Raw genomic sequence first — 21,327 nt, 5'->3', positions numbered from 1 at the left:
TTATTCCCTTAGTTAAATCCTTGATGAGGAATGAGAAAGCTCATTCGTGTGTATTGATTAGCCAATACTTCCGTTTTTAGTGCGGCTTGTTCGCCAAATTTATTAGTTAAGCGTTTATTGACAATTTGCATGCCTAAACCATCGTAATCTTCATTCGGAGCTTGGTAACTGCCCGCATTATCTTCCACTACAATTTTGTATCCTTCCGTTTGCACTTGGCTGTAGATTCGTACCCGCCCGCCTTCTAACAAGTTAGAGGTGCCGTGCTTTATCGCATTTTCTACCAGTGGCTGTAGAGTAAAACTGGGTACATTGCGCTCAAGCAGTAATGCATCATCGATGGCGATATCCACTTCAAGGCGATCGGCAAAACGCGCTTGTTCTATGGTTAAGTAGGCTTTGACATGTGCTAATTCTTCTTTAAGAGTCACTGTCTCAATATTTTGTTTGAGGTTACTACGAAAGAAGTGCGAAAGATGCTGGATAAGTTCTCGCGCTTTGTCGGGATCACGGCGGGTGATGGCACTAATGGTATTGAGCGCATTAAACAGAAAGTGAGGGTTGACTTGAGCATGCAGCAGTTTGATCTCGGCACGGGAAAGCAGCATCTGCTTTTGTTGGTATTCGCCGTACAGAATTTGGCTCGACAGTAATTGTGCAATCCCTTCCGCCATTGACATGTTAATGGTTGAAAAAAGTTTACGCTTCGGCTCGTACAGCTTTATGGTTCCAATTACGCGATCACCTGCTCTAAGTGGAATGATTAACGCTGAACCGAGTTTGCAGTTTTTAGAGAGTGAGCATTGATAAGGGGAATCTTTTCCGTCGAGGTAAATAATGCGGTTTTTGGTGATCGCATCGAGTGTACTTTGTGATGAGATCGGCGTATTGGGTTTGTGGTGGTCATCACCGATACCGATAAACGCGAGTATTTTTTCTCTATCGGTGATTGATACCGCGCCAACATTGGTCATTTCGTAAACAATTCGAGCGACTTTACCTGCATTGTGTGGATTAAAACCGTTGGCCAAAATGCCAACTGAACGCTCAGCAATATTCAGTGCGCGACGAGAAAAGGTGGCGGAGTACTCTTCAAAAATGGTTTTTCTGTCTTGTAAAATGCTCATGAATAGCGCTGCGCCGACTGAGTTAGCGATGATCATGGGCGCGGCGATGGTCGAGACTAAGGCGTACGCATCAACAAACGGTTTAGCGACTAACAAAATTACCAACATTTGCACTATCTCAGCAAACAGTGTTACGGCAAAGACAATGCTGGGGCTAAACAGGAGTCGCCCTTTGCCCTTTCTCAGTAAATAGGTGTGCAGCAATCCACCAATCAACCCTTCTGCAGTGGTTGAAATAGCGCATGCCACATCGGTAAAACCGCCTAAAGTGTAGCGATGCATACCGCCAGTAAATCCAACCGCAAAGCCCACAATGGGGCCACCAAATAACCCACCCATGACGGCACCTATCGCCCGCGTATTGGCAATCGCATCGTTGATCTGCAAACCAAAATAGGTGCCCATGATGCAAAAGAGGGAAAACAAAACATAGGTACTGATTTTGTGGCTAATTCGACTGGAAATGTTAAGCAGCGGCAAGAAAATGGGTGTTTTACTCAACATATAAGCGAGAACGAGGTAAACACACATCTGTTGCAGTAAGGAAAGAATTAAATCCATGTCAAAAACCCGTTGGTTTGGTGATCCCCTTTTCACTTGAAGCTACAGTAGTATTGGCTTTGTTCATTTTCCTAAGCGTAGAGTTTTCTATATACATTAGGATTTATGTACGGATGGCCAGACTGTAACACCAATCTCTTTGGGTATGATTTACGATTCATCCTCACTATTTTAGGTGAGATAGAGAGAATAAAATACGCGTCAGCTTATATTTTTTGCTTTAATAGAAGATAAATACATGTGTAATTTTATTTTTACACATTATGTTTTTTTAAATTTACACTTGAAATGTTTTTAAAGCCTGTTAATTTGTCTTTTATTGGTGTTTAGGTATGCAATAAGATTTTTTGTAAACAAATAATTACAGGTGATGAGATGCAAAAAAGTGAACTAAGTAATATTAATATCAGTGATGAGCAAGTGCTGATCACTCCGGAACAATTAAAAGCTAAGCTGCCGCTCAGTCATCAAGCTCGCCAGTTCATTCAACACTCTCGTCAGACAATTGCCAATATTATCCATAAAAAAGATCACCGTTTACTGGTGGTGTGCGGTCCTTGCTCTATTCATGATATTGATGCGGCAAAAGAGTACGCAAAGCGCTTGAAATCACTCTCAGAGCAGTTGAGTGATCAACTGTACATTGTCATGCGTGTTTACTTTGAAAAGCCGCGTACAACGGTTGGCTGGAAAGGTCTGATTAACGATCCTCATCTTGATGGCAGTTTTGATATCGAACATGGTTTACACGTTGGTCGTCAATTGTTAGTTGAGCTAGCGGAGATGGAGATCCCTCTGGCGACCGAAGCGCTTGATCCGATCAGCCCTCAATATTTAGCCGATACATTCAGTTGGGCTGCGATTGGTGCACGCACTACTGAATCCCAAACACACCGAGAAATGGCCAGTGGTTTGTCGATGCCGATTGGGTTTAAAAACGGCACCGATGGCAATTTAGCAACGGCAATCAATGCGATGCAAGCGGCATCATCCAGCCACCGCTTTATGGGCATTAATAGTGAAGGGCAAGTGGCCTTACTTACCACTCAAGGCAACCCAAATGGGCATGTCATTTTACGTGGCGGTAAGCAAACCAACTACGATTCAGTGTCGGTCACCGAGTGTGAGCAAGAGATGGCAAAACATAAATTGGATGCCTCGTTAATGGTGGATTGCAGCCATGCTAATTCACGTAAAGATTACCGTCGTCAGCCGTTAGTCGCTGAAGATGTGATTCATCAAATTCGTGAAGGAAATCAGTCTATTATTGGCTTGATGATTGAAAGCCACCTCAATGAAGGTAATCAATCTTCTGACCTTCCTCGCAACGAAATGGAATACGGTGTATCGATTACGGATGCCTGTATTAATTGGCCATCAACTGAGGCACTATTACGACATGCTCATCAAGAGCTCGTTCCGTTCTTAGAAAATCGCCTAAAAAAAGGTGAATAAAGGGAAGTGCCATGGCTGTTGAACTTAACGAATTACGTGATCAAATTGATGCTGTCGATAAACAAATGGTCGAGCTGCTTGCACGCCGATTAGCTTTGGTTGAAAAGGTGGGGGAAGTCAAGAGCCGACATGGTCTACCGATTTATGCTCCCGATCGAGAAGCGGCGATGCTGGCTTCTCGCCGCGCTGAAGCGGAAAGAAAAGGCGTCCCGCCACAACTGATTGAAGATATTTTGCGCCGTACTATGCGTGAATCTTATGCCAGTGAAAAGGATTCTGGCTTTAAGTGCTTAAACCCAGAGCTGCGCTCTGTGGTGATTATTGGCGGTCATGGTCAACTTGGTGGTTTATTTGGCCGTATGTTCAAACTGTCGGGCTATCAGGTGAAAGTATTAGGCAGTAAAGATTGGCATCAAGCCGATGAGATACTGCATGATGCCGGTTTGGTTGTAGTGACGGTTCCTATTCACTTAACCGTCGGTGTGATTGAAAAACTTGCTCATTTGCCTGCCGATTGTATTTTGTGCGACCTCACATCGATTAAGTCTAAGCCGCTACAGGCGATGCTTAAAACACACTCTGGCCCAGTGGTTGGATTACACCCAATGTTTGGTCCCGATGTCCCTAGTATGGCCAAGCAAGTGATCGTCTATTGCGATGGGCGAGGAGAAGAGAGTTATCAGTGGTTGCTAAAACAGTTTTCGATATGGGGAGCGAGTTTGTGCCAGATTGATGCCGCAGAACACGATCATGGCATGACCTTGATCCAAGCACTGCGTCACTTCACTTCGTTTGTATACGGTTTACATCTTTCTAAAGAAAATCCGAATATCCAAAAATTACTGCAGCTGAGTTCACCGATTTATCGTTTAGAACTGGCGATGGTTGGACGGCTTTTTGGTCAAGACCCTCACTTGTATGGCGATATCATTTTCTCATCGGAAGAGAACGTTGAGATGATAAAACGTTTTCATGCTTGTTTTGGTGAGGCGTTAACCTTACTTGACGGGCATGAGAAGCAAGCTTTTGTGGAAAACTTTAGCAAAGTGAGTGATTGGTTTGGCAGTTATTCACAACAATTTATGCTTGAAAGTCAAAACCTGTTAAAACAAGCGAACGATGCCATTCATCGTGTTTAAGGCTGTCTGAACGGCGAGTGCGGTTGTTGTGAATACGGCCGCCGCTCATTCTTCCGGTTCATCCCCTAAATCAGACAAGTATTCCAGTTCGCGATGGAGCAAACTTTCATCACCCATGTTCAATTCAACTAAACGTTTCAAATGGCCAATACTTTCAATATCAATGTGATTGATGCTGACACGAATAATGTTGTTTTGAATGTGGATCAACTTGGCGACTAGATTAATAGTGACATCGCTGTCTGGCAGTGTGAAATGGACTTGTGCCATTTCATTGAGCACTAATTTGTCCGCGTCAGGGCATGAGAGCAATAACCCATGCAGCGACAAATCCTGAATCGTTGTGGTGACGGTATGTTTACCTTGCAATAAGGTGGCAGGCATCTGATAGATGATGCGTGAAAAGCGACGTCTTTCAATCATGGTACTCTCTCTTGTTGAGCGTTGACCTGTGCCAGCTTCGGCTCTGTATCGATCATTGAAAAATTATACCCATTAAGTTTAGACCTAATTGAAGGCAGTGTCGCGAATCCTGCATCTTGTTGTGTGATGCGTGATGTACAAGTAATAAAAAGGCCGCAATAGATTGCGGCCAGAGACTTCAAATACAGAGTTATTTGGTCATACGCTTGTATTTAATGCGGTGTGGTTCAGCCGCTTGAGCGCCCAATGTCTGTTTTAACCACTCAGTGTATTCGCTGTAGTTGCCTTCATAGAATTTCACTTCACCTTCATCACGGTAGTCCAGAATGTGGGTCGCAATACGGTCTAGGAACCAACGGTCGTGCGAGATAACCATGGCGCAACCAGGGAATTCCAGCAGCGCCTCTTCCAATGCGCGTAGTGTTTCAACATCCAGATCGTTGGTTGGTTCGTCGAGTAATAGGACGTTGCCGCCAGCTTTAAGCAATTTGGCTAAGTGAACACGGTTGCGCTCACCGCCCGATAGCTGACCGAGCACTTTTTGTTGATCGACGCCTTTGAAGTTAAAGCGAGAGCAGTAAGCACGCGCAGGAATTTCAAAATTGTTGATCTTGATAATATCCGCCCCTTCAGAGATCTCTTGGAAGACGGTATTTTTGTCGTTCATGCTGTCACGGAACTGATCAACCGAGGCTAATTTCACGGTTGCGCCCAATTCAATTTCACCAGAATCTGGTTGCTCTACGCCACTTAGCATTTTAAACAGCGTTGATTTACCCGCACCGTTAGCTCCGATGATACCGACAATCGCTCCTTTCGGCATGCTAAATGACAAATTATCAATCAATACACGATCACCAAACGATTTGGTTAAGTTGCGAACTTCCAATACTTTGTCGCCTAAACGTTCGCCAGGCGGGATGAAGAGTTCGTTGGTTTCATTACGTTTTTGATGTTCAGTATTATTAAGTTCTTCAAAGCGTGCCATACGTGCTTTGGATTTTGCTTGGCGGCCTTTCGGGTTTTTACGAACCCATTCCAGCTCTTTTTCAATCGTTTTTTGGCGAGCACTCTCTTGAGATGATTCTTGCTTTAAGCGTTCATCTTTCTGTTCGAGCCACGAGGTATAGTTACCTTGCCAAGGAATGCCTTCACCGCGGTCAAGTTCTAAAATCCAACCAGCAGCATTATCAAGGAAGTAACGGTCGTGGGTGATGGCGACGACTGTGCCTGAATAGTCGACAAGGAAGTGCTCTAGCCAAGCAACAGATTCCGCGTCTAAGTGGTTGGTTGGTTCGTCAAGCAGCAGCATGTCTGGTTTTTCAAGTAGCAAACGGCAGATCGCCACACGGCGGCGCTCACCACCAGACAAAACGGCAATTTTAGCATCCCATTCTGGTAGACGAAGTGCATTGGCCGCACGTTCTAAAGCGTTCTCTAAATTATGGCCATCTTTGGCTTGAATCAGAGCCTCGAGCTCACCTTGCTCTTTGGCTAACGCATCAAAATCGGCGTCGGGTTCTGCATATGCCGCATAAACAGCATCGAGGCGAGTTAGTGCGCCAGCCACATCAGAAACGGCCTCTTCCACCACTTCACGCACGGTTTTTGATTCATCCAGTACTGGTTCTTGAGGCAAGTAGCCGACTTTCAATCCTGCTTGCGGGCGTGCTTCCCCATCAATATCAGTATCGATGCCAGCCATGATACGTAACAGGGTGGATTTACCTGAACCATTGAGACCTAAAACACCGATTTTAGCTCCAGGGAAAAAGCTCAGAGAGATGTCTTTGAGAATTTGACGCTTAGGCGGGACAATTTTACTCACCCGCGACATGGTATATACGTATTCAGCCATTGCCGATTGTTCCTAATCTTAGTAACAGAAGAAAGTGGTCATTTTATACCAAAGCGATCGCATTTGTTACTAGGTACCTAATTTTTAGAGCTTAGATGGTGTTTTTCATCGATAAAAAAGTAACGAAACATTAAGTTACTAAGTTCATATGTCGCACTTTTATGAATTTAATATTATTTACATCTATGGCCTTTACTTTTTTATCTAGAATCAGCGTAATGAAACGGAAATTCCCTTGCTTTGGATAGGACGAGAGCACATGGCGCTCATGCATTTTATAAGACCGCAGCGATTGTTATCATCAATATTAGCGTTGAGCTCCTTGGTGTGCGGCACCGCGTTTTCAGGCGCAATAGAGGACTTGGATAGTCAACGAGAGCTGTATGATCAAGCTCAGAGGTGGCTTGATGAAGATAAAGTTGATGAAGCTAAAAAAATTAGAAATAAGATCAAAAACTATCCATTGACGCCTTATCTGGATTATCGATCTCTGCTGGTCGATATTGGTAATAAACCGCCATTAGCGGTTCAGGTTTTTATCGATACACATCAAGATTTCCCGTTTTCAAACCGCATTCGAGCACCGTATTTAGATGCGTTGGCGGCGAAAGGAAAATGGGCCACCTTGCTTGATTTTCAAAAAGCGGAGCCGAATGATGAGCCTTATCGCTGTCATTACTACAATGCGCATTACCAAACAGGCCAGCGAGATATTGCGTTCAAAGGCGCACAAAAATTATGGCTCAGTGGCAGTAGCATTTCTGACGCCTGTGATCCACTCTTCACCGCATGGAGTGAGCAAGGCGGGTTAACCGATGACTGGTTGCTTAAACGAATGTTATTGGCGTTTGATGGGCGTAATTTAACGCTAATGAAATACTTACAGAAAAAATTAGTTAAGCCAAAATCACAGGCGACAGCGCAAGCGATGATGGATCTCTACCGCTCGCCAGAAAATGTGCTGACTTTTGCTAAACAATACACCGATGGCACGTTTAATCAGCAGTCGATTCAATTTGCGTTAGAAAAGCTAGCACGCCAAGATGCAAAGCTTGCGCAAAGTGTGTACCAAACTCTTCTCGATCAGAAAATACTGGCGGATGCTTATCAGCGTCCTATTGCAGAATATATAGCCAGAATATTGCTTGATACCGAGGAGCAAGCACTCGCAATCTGGCGAGATAGTGTGATAGCGCAAAGCTCAAACAGTCTTTTGCTCGAGCAGAGGATCCGCAAGGCACTGACCGTTGGTCGTTGGGATGAAGTGAAATTCTGGACAGAGCAGCTCCCTGCTGATGAAAAAGCCAGCTTACGTTGGCAATATTGGCTTGGGCGCGCTGATATTGCGTTGGGTGATGAAGCCAAAGGATTACAACGTTTAAATGCGATGATTGGGCAACGTAATTTCTACAGTGTCGCGGCCGCTAATATGGTGAAACAGTCAGTAAATTATCCCAGTACATCGATTAAGCTTAATCCCAATTTATTGACGCCGTATAAAAAAGCCTTAGTACGGATCCAAGAGCTGATTGAACGAGATAAAATCGCTGCTGCAAAAAGTGAATGGAAATGGTTACTCGATCGTGCAGATACAAAAGAAAAAGAGATGCTAGCGGCCTACGCCGACTCCCAACGTTGGTATAGCTTAACTGTGACAGCCTCTATTTCGGCGCGGATGTGGGACAACATGCAATTGCGTTTTCCATTAGCCCATCAATGGTGGTTTAACTTCTATGGCCAAAAACACGACATTGACCCAATTATGCTGATGTCACTTGCTCGTCAAGAAAGTGGAATGGATGTTGAGGCTCAATCGCCCGTTGGCGCTCGCGGTATCATGCAGATTATGCCGAGCACGGCTAAGTATACGGCTAAAAAATATCAGCTGACCTATAACGATGAGCAAGAGTTATATGAGGTGGGCAAAAATATCGAAATAGGCAGCCATTACTTAAATGGATTATTAGAGCAATACAGCGACAATCGAATTTTTGCATTTGCTGCCTATAACGCTGGGCCAAATCGCGTCAATCAATGGCGAGAGAAAACACAAGGCAAGTTAGATGCTTACGCTTTTATTGAAGCGATCCCTTTTCGGGAAACCCGCGGGTATGTGCAAAATATTTTGATGTTTGAGACTTACTATCGAGATTTGATGGGGATTGAAGGTGAATTTCTCAACCAAGATGAGCTCAATACAAAATATTAATTCCAATACGAAGTGAAAGTTCTACAATAGCGGAACGTATCACTTTGCGAGTACATTCATGCCACACCAACCTGAGTACACTGATTGGCAGCAGCTAATGGAATTGGTTAAATCAGCCACAGAGCAAGAGCAGCACGCCATGCTACTCACCATGATGATGACCCCAGATGAGCGAGATGCGCTCGTGGCGCGTGCGAACATCTTATGTGAGCTACTTAAAGGGGAGTTATCACAGCGGCAGATTAGCCAATTGCTCGGAGTAGGAATTGCGACCATTACGCGTGGCTCAAATGAGCTCAAAAGTAAATCAGAACAAGAAAAGTCGCAATTAGCCGCTCTGCTACTCAAGGTGTCTTAGGGGTTCCTTGAGTTTGCCAACCTTTTATAAATTAGCAGGGAAATGCTCTGGGTTGATAAAAGGGATTAACGCGAGGATCAATGCTTGATGGTAGACCGAGCTGCGAGTGAGTTGGTTATGAGTGAGCAGGCTGATCGCCCCACCTTTCTGTTTGATATTTTGGCAGTCAAACAGTTTATCCATCACATCGCCTAGCTCATTTTCATGGCTTAACAGCTTCAATACTTGAGGTGGTAGCATTAAGCTGGCTGAACGCGATTCTCCTCTATGATTGGCGGATTCAATCACCATCCATGCAAAAGTCACTGTATTCTCAATGCCCGCTTCTAACCCGACGTAATAATCTGCCGTGGGATCTTGTTCTTTCGCATTTCGTACTCGGTTAAGTGCGCCTTGATGGGTTTCTTCATCTGTCATCGGTTGATCCGCGACACCACTGGGCACACTCACCCCTTTAAATGAGAAAGTATCCTGCGGAAAGGTACTTTCAAATGCACTTTTGACTGCATTGATTTTGGCCGGGTTAAGAGAGGCAATGATCACATTTTTCATAAACAGCGTTTAACTCTTTTTGTTGTTGATACCATGAAACCAACGCATTTAATGGCATTGGTTTGGCAAAATAATAGCCTTGCATGAAATCACATTGGTAATCAGCAAGCCAATTATGCATCTCTTTACTTTCAATCCCTTCAGCTGTGACTTGCATTGATTGAGAGTGGCAAAGTTCGATCAAAGGCTTAATGATCTTGTGATTGTCAGTGGTGATGAGTGTATCTAAAAAAAGCCGATCGAACTTAATTTTTTGTACTGGATATTGCACCAATTGAGTAATGGAGGTGTAACCAGAACCGAAATCATCAATCGCCAATCCGTAGCCTAAATGCGATAGTTCGTGAAGCAGTGGAAAACCTTTTGAATTGGCAGAAAAAGTTTCTGTAATTTCAAAATCAATCAAATGGGGAGGAACTGCATTCTCCTGCGCATGTTTATGAATGTAATGAGCTAACTGTAAAGAGTTTAATTCTGCTGATGAAAGGTTAATCGATAACTGAACAGGGTGTTCAAACATCGCTTGCAGTGCATGGAACTCCTCGAAAGCTGAACGGACGACCCAGCGATCAATGTTGCCAAATAACCCGGTTTGTTCGGCTATCGGAATAAATTCTTTTGGTGAAATCGTACCGAGCAGGTTGGATTCCCAACGAAGTAAAACTTCAAATCCTGAGACTGTATTGCCAGCACGATTTAAATAAGGTTGATAGACCAAGCTAAATTCCTGATCAAAATCCCCTCGGCGTAATGCTTGCTCAATGTTGGCTCTGCGCTGAACACCCTTATTGAGCTCTGGCGAGTAGTAAGCTATTTGGTTCTTCCCAGCATTTTTTGCTTGATACATGGCCGTATCAGCATTAGATAATAATTTTTCTAAGGTATAGCCATCGGTTGGGTAGGTAGCGATACCAATACTTGCTGTGATAGGGAAATTTCCGAGCGGTGAATTATGCTGGTTTTGTAATGGGATCAGTAGCTGAGTGGCAAATTCGCTTGCCGCTTGTATAAAACTACTATCAGGTGTAGAAATAAAAATTGAAAACTCATCCCCTGATAGCCGCGCTGCTAGGCTTTTTACTTGATACTTTTCAAAGAAAAAGTTGCGCAATGAGCCAATATGCTGTGCAAAGTTGACTAATAATGCATCACCGACCTGATGTCCATATTTATCATTGACGTATTTGAAATTATCTAAATCAATATACAAAACCCAGATGTTATCTGTGTGTCTTGCGTTTGCTAGCACTCTTTCTACTGATTGTTGAAAGTGGTGGCGATTGGCAAGTTTTGTTAAGTGGTCGTATTCTGCAAGTGCTTTTGTTTTCTTATATGTGGTATCAAGCTCCTGATACATATCGTAAAAACGAGAGGATAGCCGGCCAATTTCATCGTTACTCTTAAGAGTTTCGATATTGTCACGCTGCTTATTCTCTACTTCTTTCAATTGTTGATCTAATTGGGATATGGGCTTGATTACATGCCGGTATAATAAATACAAAAGCAGCAACACAGTCACTAGAGTCGATATTCCAAACGACAACGCTAACCGTTTTTTAATGGCATAAAGTTTGTCGTTAATTAGATACTGTGCAGGATCAAGCGTGGCATAAAGATCTGATTTTAATTCAACAGTTTGCGTTAATCCTACCTTTTTAATATCCGCTGCGTCAGTGAAAAAAATGGTACTTCGGTTATCAAATTCTATTTTCTTCATCAGTCGATTAAAGGGTTCTAGTACGACGAAAACAACAACAAAGAAAATTTTATCGCGGTTATAGCTAAGCGGTGTCGTAAGTGTTTGAGTATCTAAAACATCATACCGAACTAGAATACCTTCACCGCTGGAATTTGTCGTATAGTCAACATAAGAGGTTTTCTGTGTGCTATCGAAAGTGTCTTGTATGTGGTTGAGAATTTTTGTATCGATTTTGGCGAAGGGATCACCACTATTTTCGGCATAATAAAGAACATTTTTGCTGCCATCCAAAATCGATAACGCAATAAAATTATTCTCTTGTGATTGGAGAATCTCCAATGTTTGCTGAAAGTTATCAACCAGTTCTAACTCTCGATAAGGGTTGCGCTCATGTGCAACGTAGTGACGAATGATATCGCTTTTCGTTAGGGTGTAAGCGTAGCTATTCACCAGGTATTGGGTCTGACGAAAGTGACCCGCGAGTTTTTCCATACTCAGTTGAAGATAGCTTTCTTCTCTTTTCAGCAAAGCATCTTTTTGATTGGAGTAGATAATGTAACTAGATGCCACTGCACTGAGAAGAATAACCGGTGTTATCAGCAACAGAATTCTATTGTTGAGCTTCATGTTGTTCCAAAATACTGTTAATGATTTTTGCTCTCAAACTAATATCGGCAGGGAGCAATTCGCTATCAATAATGCCTTGTTCTAACAAAGCTGGGTTTGGAAATAATGATGCATCATTTCGGTAACTATCTGGCATTAAATTTAGGGCACTTAAGTTTGGTGTCGCAGCTTTAATATCTTTTGCATTTATTGCGGCAACTTCTGGGCTCAATAAGTGGTTTATAAACTCTTTTGCATGCTCTTTATTTTTTGAATTGCTGTTGATGGCTAAACAATCCACCCAAATATAGGGTCGGCCTTGCGGGGTGACAAAATCCCAATCATTGCTGCCAAAATACTTATTCAATGAAAATTGGTCACCGCTATATGCGAGTGCCATATCTAAGCCATCACTGTCAGGATGGCTTCGGACGTAACTCAATATATATTCATAGGTTAAGATATTGCGATTCACGGATAGCATCTTTTGATAAGCCTGTTTCAGTGCATTATCGTTATTTGTAATTGGCGATTGTTGTTGGGCATACAATGCTGGCAACAGGGTTTCAACTGTATCGTGAAGCATCCCCACATGGCCTTGGAGTGCTGGTGGCATGTCGATGAGATCAGCCCAGTTTTTGGGTTTGGCTGGAAATTTACTTTTTTTGTAGACGATGCCTACGGTTCCCCAAAAGTAAGGAATAGCGTGGCTACCGCACGCTTGATTCCATTTCGTATCATTATGCTTTCTATTCGGTAGAGCACTAAGATCTTCAAAGGTGTTGAGCCGAGAGTAGATAAGAGCTGATACGTTATCTAACACTACAATATCAAAAGGTAGCTGGACACTTTTGACCATCAATAGACTGCGTTCATCGTCATTATCAAAATGATATAGATTAATATCGATGCCGCTACTTTGCCGCCATTGATCAACGATTTGCGGTGACATAGTGTCTTCCCACAAATAAATATTGAGCTCTGAGCTTCGAATGTGCGCTGAAATGCCTAGTAGAAATAGCATTAAAGCCAAAGGATGGATTTTCATCATGATATAAGTAGATGAACCTTATTTATTGGAAAAGGGCATCGTTCACAATGAAAGTGTCACAGATATCTTATGACGTGCGGAATATATTCCGTGAATTCAAAGTAGGCTGACAGCCCAAAACATAGTGATTAATTATGTGTGAAATGATTGGGCATTATATGAACTATGTTGATGTCTGTCAGCTGACTTCTGTCAAATATTTGACTTAAATGTGATTATTGAAGTTTTACTTGGGTCGGTTTAACATTTTCGCTTGGGTAGCAACCTAATACTTTTAAATGCTTAGTGATTTTTGTTAGCTCATTCAATGCTTGCTGCATTTCAATGGAATCAAGATGTGATTCAAGATCAACATAGAACATTTCTTCCCAAGGATTACCCATAATAGGTCTCGATTCCAATTTGGTCATATTGATGCCGTAGCGTTGCAGCACTAACAAGCTTTCAACAAGTGAACCAGCTTGTTGCGATGTCGACATGATTAATGTCGTCTTCGCTGGAATTTGAGTAGAGACTTCCACGGGTTTTCGCGCAACAACAATAAAGCGAGTCTGGTTTTCTGTTTGATTGGCGATATTAGATTTGATCGATTGTAAGCCGTACAGTTTACCGCTAGAAGCATTGCCAATTGCGGCAACATCGTTGCGATTAAGCTGCTGTACTTTTTGCATCGCATCAGCTGTGCTTGCACAGGTTTCAAGCGTAACGCCTTTTAGGCGGCTTAAAAATTCGCTGCACTGCTGGTGGGGTTGTGGGTGTGAATAAAGGGTTTTGAGCTCTTCCAAGCGTAATTCAGAGGTGGCGACTAAGCAGTGCTCAATCGGTAAAGTGAGCTCACCGACAATGTACAAGGTAGTATGTTGCAGCAAATCATACACTTCGTTAATTGAACCTGAACTGGTATTTTCAATCGGCAATACCCCATAGTCAGCATGACCTGATTCAACTGTTTTAGTGACTTCTTTAAACTGATCGCAATTGAGTTCGATCAACTCTGTATTTTTACGACTGAAGTACTCACGGGTTGCAAGATGGGAGTAAGAACCTTTAGCACCTAAAAAAGCAACCCTTGCCAGCGGTTTACGGCTCAGTTGCGGATTGGCTAGATTCTGCAAGTATGCTTGCTGTAGCAAGACGGAGTCTTCAATGATGGTATGAAATAGTTTAGTAATATACTGAGCATCTAAATTGTATTTTTCTTTACCAGTGTTAATCAATTTGACTAAAAGTTGCTGTTCACGTATTGCATCTCTCACAGGTTTTGCGGTTTCCACTTTGCTTTTAGCGACTTCAATGCTGAACTTTCGACGTTCTGCCAGTAGGTTTAGCAGTTGATCATCAAGCTCGTTCAGTCGCAAGCGGATCTCTTCAAGTGAATAGTGCTTTTCAGTCATAAAAATGTCCTTGTAAAAAAGCCTCCCAGTGGGAGGCTTCCTGTTCGTTTTTGACTTATCTTCTGTCAACGACCATGCCTCCAAGGTTATTGGAGAAAAAAGAAGTCAAAAAAGAACAGTGAGGTTAAGTGCATAAGAAGGTGATTTCTCTTTGAATGTAAAGACACAATAAGCAAGCAACCGTAGAGCGTCAAGCAAAAAAATAGCGCTTGAAAGCGCTATTTTTCATCATATTAAACTTTATTCAACTTCTTCTTCTACTTCCGGTTTGTCGGTACGACGAGCTTCCGGTTTATGGCGCAGTTTGTTGAGTTGGCGTTCTAATTTTTGTTCTACCTCATTGATAGCTGCGTAAAGATCTTCGTGGGTTGCAGAAGCGACTAATTGTCCTTTGGGTACCGTGATAATAGCTTCGAATCTTTTTTGTTTATTGGGCTCTTCACTAAAGCTAGCTTGGCATCCTATGATATCCACTTGCCATTTTTCTAGTTTTTTAAATTTGCTCTCAATGTGAGTGCGGATTGCAGAGGTGATGTCGATATTTTTACCAGTGATAGTTACTTTCATAGATGTTTTCCTCTGTTGCATCCCTCATGGGTTAACTTCAGATTACTGATTTAATACTAAAGTAATGTGATATATATCACTTTATTGAATGTGATTTCAAAGGGCGAGTTTAAACGTGATCTCACGCAAAGAGTGCTGACAAAGAGTAACGAAAAAGCTTGTGATTCCTATCAATCTGGATAGATTGGTTAAAGGATCAAGCTAAGAATTTCCCATTTTTAGGGTGTTTTTGCGGCCTAAAAAGAGCGCTGCTCATTTCTTATTCAAGTGTTTTTTGTGATCTTTATTCTAACGATGTTTTGAGCACCTCCCTTTTTATTTCAGTTTTCCCTGCACCACTCATTTTCCAGCCGTCTTTTGCTGGCGTGTTATTATTCCCATCGACTCCAAATAAAAAAACCACTCAAAGCGTGAGTGGTTTTCATGGCGTACCTAAGCTTATTGCAAACTATTGTGGATTGAGTGCAATTAACTTTTGAGTTCTGGCAATGGCATCGTTCAGTTTGAGCTGTTTATACGCTTCCAACTGAATGTGTAATGATTTGCGAGCCGCTTCAGTATCTGGATACGTTTTTTGTAGCTCCTGAGCACGGTTGATGGCCGCAATCCAAGATTCACGGCGTAAGTAAAAATCAGCTGTGGCAAGGTCATATTCAGCCAGCCTATTTTTTAACGCGAATAAGCGTTTATGAGCATCTTCTGCATAAGGGCTTGTTGGGTAGCGTTGCAGCAGTTTCTTAAAATCAGCAAACGCAGCTTTTACCGGTTCTGGATCACGATCCGCGCGATCGACATTAAATAGGTCATGCATGAAGTTGCGATCTTGTGCCATATGCGTCAAACCACGCATGTAGAGTACCCAATCCATTTTTTCATGGGTTGGATTCAAACGGGTAAAGCGTTCAATGGTCGCTAAACCTAACGCAAGATCATCGTTTTTGTAGTAAGCGTAAATAAGGTCAAGTTGAACTTGTTCTGAATACGCGCCGAAGGGATAACGTGAATCTAACGCCTCAAGTTTTTGAATGGCCGTTAACCAGTTACCACTTTGCAGTGAGGTTTGTGCTTCTGAGTATAATTCAGAAGGCGGCACATCAGGGACAATCTCTTCGCTGCTTGAACAGCCAAATAACAGTGATAATGCGAGTAAGCCTGATAAAGTGTGGTGTTTCATGACAGGAGTCGTTTCCTTGAATTAATGCTTCTTAATTGAGTGCGTAATCGCTTTACAAATCGTTTCGTTACTTTCTTAGCAGTAACAGATACAATGCCGCCATATTTTATCCATACTAGACGCTATTAGTCTCACGGTTTTTAAAAAAGTTCGATATGGCTCAGCAGATTGAATTAACAAATACAGTAAAAGATAGCCAGTTAGGTCAACGTTTAGACCAAGCTGTCGCTGAATTATTCGCAGATTTCTCTCGTTCACGTCTAAAAGAGTGGCTTTTAGAAGGCAAAGTTCAGGTCAATGGTGAGGTGATCACTAAACCAAGAACGAAAGTCATGGGGGGAGAAATCATTACGGTCCAAGCCGAGCTTGAAGATGAAGAGCGTTGGGAAGCGCAAGATATACCTTTAAATATCGTGTATGAAGATGACGATATTATGGTCATCAACAAACCACGAGATTTTGTCGTTCATCCAGGCGCGGGTACTCCAGATGGCACAGTGTTAAATGCACTGTTGTTCCACTATCCAGCTATTGCAGAAGTACCTCGTGCGGGGATTGTGCATCGTTTGGATAAAGATACGACTGGTCTAATGGTGGTCGCTAAAACGGTTCCTGCACAAACACACTTAGTTCGAGCGTTGCAAAAGCGTAAGATTACGCGTGAATATGAAGCGATTGTGATCGGTACTATGACTGCTGGTGGGATGATCGATAAGCCGATTGGCCGCCACTCAACAAAACGTACATTGATGGCGGTAAGCCCGATGGGTAAACCAGCGGTAACTCACTATCGTGTGGCCGAGCATTTCCGTGAACATACTCGCCTTCGGTTGCGTTTAGAAACGGGCCGTACTCACCAAATTCGTGTGCATATGTCATATTTACAGCATCCTTTGCTTGGGGATACCGCCTATGGTGGCCGCGCTAGGATTCCGAAAGGGGCAACGCAAGAGCTGACCGATATGATCCGTGGTTTTGATCGTCAGGCTTTGCATGCCGTTATGCTTCGACTTGAGCATCCTGTGACTGGTGAAATGCTAGAGTTTCATGCGCCAGTACCTGACGATATGATCATTATGGCGGAAGCTTTACGCGTAGATACTAAGTTGAATAAAAAAGACGAGTTCTAATGCAGAAGATCATCCCTAACTGGAATGCACCTAAACATGTAAAAGCTTTCTCCTCGACTAGAGTCGGTGGCTTTTCGTTAGCTCCTTATCAAGGGCTGAATTTAGGCATGCATGTTGGGGATGATCCTTTATCCGTTGAAAAAAATCGCCAATGGCTAACGCAGCAAGCGGCGATGCCCTCTGAACCTATTTGGCTTGAACAAACGCATTCAACACAAGTGCTAGAGGTTACTCAACCTACTCAGCAGATTCTGAGTGCCGATGGTGTTTTTACCCATCAGCATAATGTGGTTTGTTCTGTAATGACCGCTGATTGCTTACCTGTTCTACTCACTAATCACCAAGGCAGCGAAGTGGCTGCAGTTCATGCTGGTTGGCGCGGTTTAGCTAATGGGATACTCGAAAATGCGCTCGCCAAATTTTCTAGTGATATCCTTGCTTGGCTCGGTCCTACTATCGGTCCTACGGCATTTGAAGTCGGTGATGATGTATACCATGCCTTTGTTGATCAAAATACCAAAGCAAAGGCCGCATTTTCTCTTCAAGAGAATGGAAAATGGCTAGCAAATATTGCACAGTTAGCTACGTTAAGGTTGCATCAATGCGGTGTTTCAGAAATATCAGATAGCGGCCTTTGTACCTTCCGTAATCCTCATCAGTTTTATTCCTATCGACGCGACGGAATCACAGGTCGCCAAGCTTCATTTATTTGGATCGAAGAGTAACTTACGCAAGATCAATCTTCCCTAACTTGCCCCTTGAAAAAGCACTAGTACGTAGCCATCTTTAGCTATGTAAGATTAGTTTCTCAATTAAGGTGAGGAAAGTTGGTATGCGTCTTGATCGATTTACAAGCAAATTTCAAATTGCCATTTCTGATGCTCAATCATTGGCATTAGGCCGTGATCATCAATATATCGAGCCTGTTCATTTGATGGTGGCATTGCTCGATCAAAATGGCAGTCCAATTCGTCCACTTCTTACTATGTTAAGTGTGGACGTTATGCAATTGCGCTCGAAGCTCAGTGAGATATTAGACCGTTTGCCAAAAGTTAGCGGTATCGGTGGTGATGTTCAGCTTTCTAGCGCAATGGGTACTATGTTCAATTTGTGCGATAAACTCGCGCAAAAACGGCAAGATTCCTACATTTCTTCGGAAGTATTTTTGCTAGCCGCACTAGAAGATAAGGGTGCGCTTGGTCAATTACTCAAAGAAATAGGGCTTACCGAGAAAAAAGTTTCTGAAGCAATAGAAAAAGTGCGTGGAGGTCAGAAAGTGAATGATCCAAATGCAGAAGAGCTAAGACAAGCGCTTGAGAAATTCACAATAGATCTAACTGAACGAGCGGAACAAGGCAAACTTGATCCTGTCATCGGGCGTGATGATGAAATTCGTCGCACCATTCAAGTATTGCAACGCCGGACCAAAAACAACCCCGTGATTATTGGTGAGCCCGGTGTAGGTAAAACGGCGATTGTGGAAGGGTTAGCGCAGCGCATTATTAATAATGAAGTGCCAGAAGGTCTACGTGGTCGTCGAGTATTGTCATTAGACATGGGGTCTTTGGTCGCAGGGGCTAAGTATCGTGGTGAATTTGAAGAACGCTTAAAATCGGTGCTTAACGAGCTAGCGAAAGAAGAGGGTAATGTCATCCTCTTTATTGATGAGTTGCACACTATGGTCGGTGCAGGTCGAGGCGAAGGCGCAATGGATGCGGGGAATATGCTTAAGCCCGCTCTGGCTCGAGGAGATCTACACTGCGTCGGTGCGACCACTTTAGACGAGTATCGTCAATATATAGAGAAAGATCCGGCACTTGAGCGACGTTTCCAAAAGGTACTGGTTGATGAACCTAGCGTAGAAGACACAGTAGCTATTTTGCGTGGTTTGAAAGAGCGTTATGAGCTCCATCACCATGTGGAGATCACCGATCCCGCTATTGTTGCTGCTGCGAGCTTATCGCACCGTTATATTTCTGATCGCCAGTTGCCCGATAAAGCGATTGACTTGATCGATGAAGCCGCTTCAAGTATTCGAATGCAAATAGATTCAAAGCCAGAATCTTTAGATAAGCTTGAGCGCAAAATTATTCAGCTGAAAATTGAGCAACAAGCGCTAACGAATGAACACGATGAAGCGAGTGAAAAACGCTTACAGGTGTTAAACGAAGAGTTAAAAGTGAAAGAGCGCGAGTTTGCCGAGCTGGAAGAAGTTTGGAATGCGGAAAAAGCAGCTCTTTCGGGTACTCAGCATATTAAGTCCGAATTAGAGCAAGCGCGTATGGATATGGATTTCGCACGTAGAGCGGGTGACTTGAACCGTATGTCAGAACTTCAATATGGCCGAATTCCTGAACTTGAAAAGCAGCTCGACCTTGCAACTCAAGCTGAAATGCAAGAGATGACTTTGCTGCGCAACAAAGTAACTGATGTAGAAATTGCGGAAGTGCTTTCAAAGCAAACTGGTATTCCAGTTTCTAAAATGCTGGAAGCTGAGAAAGAAAAACTGCTGCAAATGGAGGATGCGCTGCATCAACGAGTTATCGGACAAGTTGAAGCCGTCGAAGTGGTATCAAATGCGATTCGCCGTAGCCGGGCTGGGTTATCTGATCCAAATAGACCGATTGGTTCCTTCTTATTCTTAGGGCCAACTGGTGTGGGTAAAACTGAATTGTGTAAAACACTCGCAAACTTTATGTTTGATAGTGAAGATGCCATGGTGCGAATCGACATGTCTGAGTTTATGGAAAAACACTCAGTAGCGCGATTAGTCGGCGCGCCTCCAGGTTATGTGGGCTACGAAGAGGGTGGCTACTTGACCGAGGCTATTCGTCGTAAACCGTACTCGGTTATCTTGTTGGATGAAGTTGAGAAAGCACACCCTGATGTCTTTAATATCCTGCTACAGGTATTAGATGATGGGCGCTTAACTGATGGACAAGGACGCACAGTTGATTTTCGTAATACAGTGGTAATTATGACCTCAAACTTAGGGTCTTCACAAATTCAAGAAAAATTCGCAAGCTTGGATTATGAAGGCATTAAAAAAGAGGTAATGGAGATTGTAGGTAAACATTTTAGACCAGAGTTCTTAAACCGAGTGGATGAAAGTGTAGTATTCCATCCGTTGGCGCAAGAACAAATTAAATCGATCGCTTCTATTCAATTAGCCCGTCTTGGTAAACGAATGGAAGAGAAAGGTTATCAGCTTGAGGTATCTGAAAAAGCGTTAGAGCTGATTTCTCAAGTTGGGTTTGATCCTGTTTACGGAGCAAGACCATTGAAACGCGCTATTCAACAAAGCGTTGAAAATCCATTAGCGAAAGAAATCTTGGCAGGAAGAATCCTACCGGATAAAAAAGTTAAGCTAGTTGTTAGCAATGACCAAATTATTGCTCATCAAGACTAAACATTTACATTCAAAAGGGCCAGAAACGGCCCTTTTTGTTTGAAAATTGCTCTCATTGGTTCTTTTGTGAGCTATTGGTTCGTTTTTATGAGAAAGTTTCATTTTAAGACTTGTGTCCTTCTCTAAACTACCTATAATGCGCCTCGTTGTCAGGGCAGTGCTAGTTACTTCTGCTGATAATAGATGAACACTTGTTTAAAAGAAATAATCGATAAAGTGTTTGACACTTAAGGTTATATCGCTAGAATGTTCGTCCGCTTTGAATGCTTTTAGATAAGCATCCAAGCAAGCTCTTTAACAATATAAACCTATCAATCTGTGTGGGCACTCGTTGATGATAATCAAAAAAGATTTATCAATGAACTGAGTGACCAATCAGAATCAAGTTTACTTGATTTTGGCACAGTCAATTCATTGTTGTTCTGTTGGAACAACAATAGCTTTAAAATTACTTTTTTACTTTCGAGTAAGAGCAGTTTTGAAGTCAGTATTCATTGAGCCGGTCTTAGGACCAACAAAACTTTAATTGAAGAGTTTGATCATGGCTCAGATTGAACGCTGGCGGCAGGCCTAACACATGCAAGTCGAGCGGCAGCACAGAGGAACTTGTTCCTT

At 42.8% G+C, this 21,327-nt stretch carries 16 protein-coding genes, 1 rRNA gene and 1 other annotated feature; of the genes, 8 read left to right on the top strand and 9 right to left on the bottom strand.

Annotated features, from left to right (window positions below; genetic code table 11):
* Nucleotides 1-8: 8 nt before the first annotated feature.
* Nucleotides 9-1,688: a sensor histidine kinase gene (locus tag NB504_RS00145; protein ID WP_088720932.1), complete on the bottom strand. Its 1,680-nt coding sequence runs from the start codon at nt 1,686-1,688 to the stop codon at nt 9-11.
* A gap of 375 nt (nt 1,689-2,063) precedes the next feature.
* On the opposite strand from NB504_RS00145, the gene NB504_RS00140 reads away from it, so the two are divergent.
* Nucleotides 2,064-3,143 carry a 3-deoxy-7-phosphoheptulonate synthase gene (locus NB504_RS00140; RefSeq protein WP_047690207.1) on the top strand — a complete coding sequence of 360 codons (1,080 nt, stop codon included), beginning with the start codon at nt 2,064-2,066 and terminating at the stop codon, nt 3,141-3,143.
* 11 nt (nt 3,144-3,154) lie between these two features.
* A complete protein-coding gene (gene tyrA, locus NB504_RS00135) occupies nt 3,155-4,282 on the top strand; it encodes a bifunctional chorismate mutase/prephenate dehydrogenase (RefSeq protein WP_096036097.1) in 1,128 nt (375 codons plus the stop codon).
* 45 nt (nt 4,283-4,327) lie between these two features.
* On the opposite strand, the gene NB504_RS00130 is transcribed toward tyrA, so the two are convergent.
* The gene (locus NB504_RS00130; RefSeq protein WP_013857542.1) at nt 4,328-4,705 is read right to left on the bottom strand and encodes a PilZ domain-containing protein; all 378 of its coding nucleotides are present in this window, start codon (nt 4,703-4,705) and stop codon (nt 4,328-4,330) included.
* 190 nt (nt 4,706-4,895) lie between these two features.
* Nucleotides 4,896-6,563, bottom strand: a complete 1,668-nt coding sequence (ettA, locus tag NB504_RS00125; RefSeq protein WP_010319161.1) for an energy-dependent translational throttle protein EttA — start codon at nt 6,561-6,563, stop codon at nt 4,896-4,898.
* Nucleotides 6,564-6,822: 259 nt separating this feature from the next.
* Between ettA and NB504_RS00120 the strand changes: the two genes are divergently transcribed.
* Complete coding sequence (locus tag NB504_RS00120) at nt 6,823-8,772, top strand: transglycosylase SLT domain-containing protein (RefSeq protein WP_141195554.1); 1,950 nt, start codon at nt 6,823-6,825, stop codon at nt 8,770-8,772.
* Between the two features lie 58 nt (nt 8,773-8,830).
* On the top strand, nt 8,831-9,130 hold the full coding sequence (trpR, locus tag NB504_RS00115; RefSeq protein WP_013857539.1) for a trp operon repressor: 300 nt from the start codon (nt 8,831-8,833) through the stop codon (nt 9,128-9,130).
* 24 nt (nt 9,131-9,154) lie between these two features.
* On the opposite strand, the gene yjjX is transcribed toward trpR, so the two are convergent.
* The 6 genes from yjjX to bamD all read right to left on the bottom strand — a co-directional run bounded on the left by yjjX (nt 9,155) and on the right by bamD (nt 16,173).
* Nucleotides 9,155-9,682, bottom strand: coding sequence for an inosine/xanthosine triphosphatase (gene yjjX / locus NB504_RS00110; protein ID WP_258428054.1), 528 nt, complete (start codon nt 9,680-9,682; stop codon nt 9,155-9,157).
* The gene (locus NB504_RS00105) at nt 9,654-12,008 is read right to left on the bottom strand and encodes a bifunctional diguanylate cyclase/phosphodiesterase (protein ID WP_258428053.1); all 2,355 of its coding nucleotides are present in this window, start codon (nt 12,006-12,008) and stop codon (nt 9,654-9,656) included. Before NB504_RS00105 ends, yjjX begins: the two co-directional genes overlap by 29 nt.
* A complete protein-coding gene (locus NB504_RS00100; RefSeq protein ID WP_017042910.1) occupies nt 11,992-13,038 on the bottom strand; it encodes a spermidine/putrescine ABC transporter substrate-binding protein in 1,047 nt (348 codons plus the stop codon). The genes NB504_RS00105 and NB504_RS00100 overlap by 17 nt, the downstream gene beginning before the upstream one ends.
* A 215-nt stretch (nt 13,039-13,253) precedes the next feature.
* Complete coding sequence (gene pheA / locus NB504_RS00095) at nt 13,254-14,432, bottom strand: prephenate dehydratase (protein ID WP_026028075.1); 1,179 nt, start codon at nt 14,430-14,432, stop codon at nt 13,254-13,256.
* A 12-nt stretch (nt 14,433-14,444) separates the two neighbouring features.
* Nucleotides 14,445-14,564: a sequence feature (Phe leader region), on the bottom strand.
* Between the two features lie 108 nt (nt 14,565-14,672).
* Complete coding sequence (gene hpf, locus NB504_RS00090; RefSeq protein WP_026027341.1) at nt 14,673-14,999, bottom strand: ribosome hibernation-promoting factor, HPF/YfiA family; 327 nt, start codon at nt 14,997-14,999, stop codon at nt 14,673-14,675.
* Nucleotides 15,000-15,447: 448 nt separating this feature from the next.
* Nucleotides 15,448-16,173: an outer membrane protein assembly factor BamD gene (gene bamD / locus NB504_RS00085; protein WP_013857531.1), complete on the bottom strand. Its 726-nt coding sequence runs from the start codon at nt 16,171-16,173 to the stop codon at nt 15,448-15,450.
* Between the two features lie 155 nt (nt 16,174-16,328).
* On the opposite strand from bamD, the gene rluD reads away from it, so the two are divergent.
* The 4 genes from rluD to NB504_RS00065 form a co-directional block, all read left to right on the top strand.
* The gene (rluD, locus tag NB504_RS00080) at nt 16,329-17,303 is read left to right on the top strand and encodes a 23S rRNA pseudouridine(1911/1915/1917) synthase RluD (RefSeq protein ID WP_013857530.1); all 975 of its coding nucleotides are present in this window, start codon (nt 16,329-16,331) and stop codon (nt 17,301-17,303) included.
* Nucleotides 17,303-18,028 (top strand): peptidoglycan editing factor PgeF, encoded by a 726-nt coding sequence (gene pgeF / locus NB504_RS00075; RefSeq protein ID WP_258428052.1) that lies wholly within the window; start codon nt 17,303-17,305, stop codon nt 18,026-18,028. The genes rluD and pgeF overlap by 1 nt, the downstream gene beginning before the upstream one ends.
* 107 nt (nt 18,029-18,135) lie before the next feature.
* Nucleotides 18,136-20,712, top strand: coding sequence for an ATP-dependent chaperone ClpB (gene clpB / locus NB504_RS00070; RefSeq protein WP_026027339.1), 2,577 nt, complete (start codon nt 18,136-18,138; stop codon nt 20,710-20,712).
* 523 nt (nt 20,713-21,235) lie between these two features.
* Nucleotides 21,236-21,327, top strand: a 16S ribosomal RNA gene (locus NB504_RS00065); the annotation flags it as partial.

Source organism: Vibrio sp. RM-69-4 (assembly GCF_024743775.1).
Taxonomy (GTDB): domain Bacteria; phylum Pseudomonadota; class Gammaproteobacteria; order Enterobacterales; family Vibrionaceae; genus Vibrio; species Vibrio anguillarum.
The sequence above is the reverse complement of the archived record's forward strand: the minus strand, read 5'-3'. Positions and strand labels throughout refer to the sequence as shown.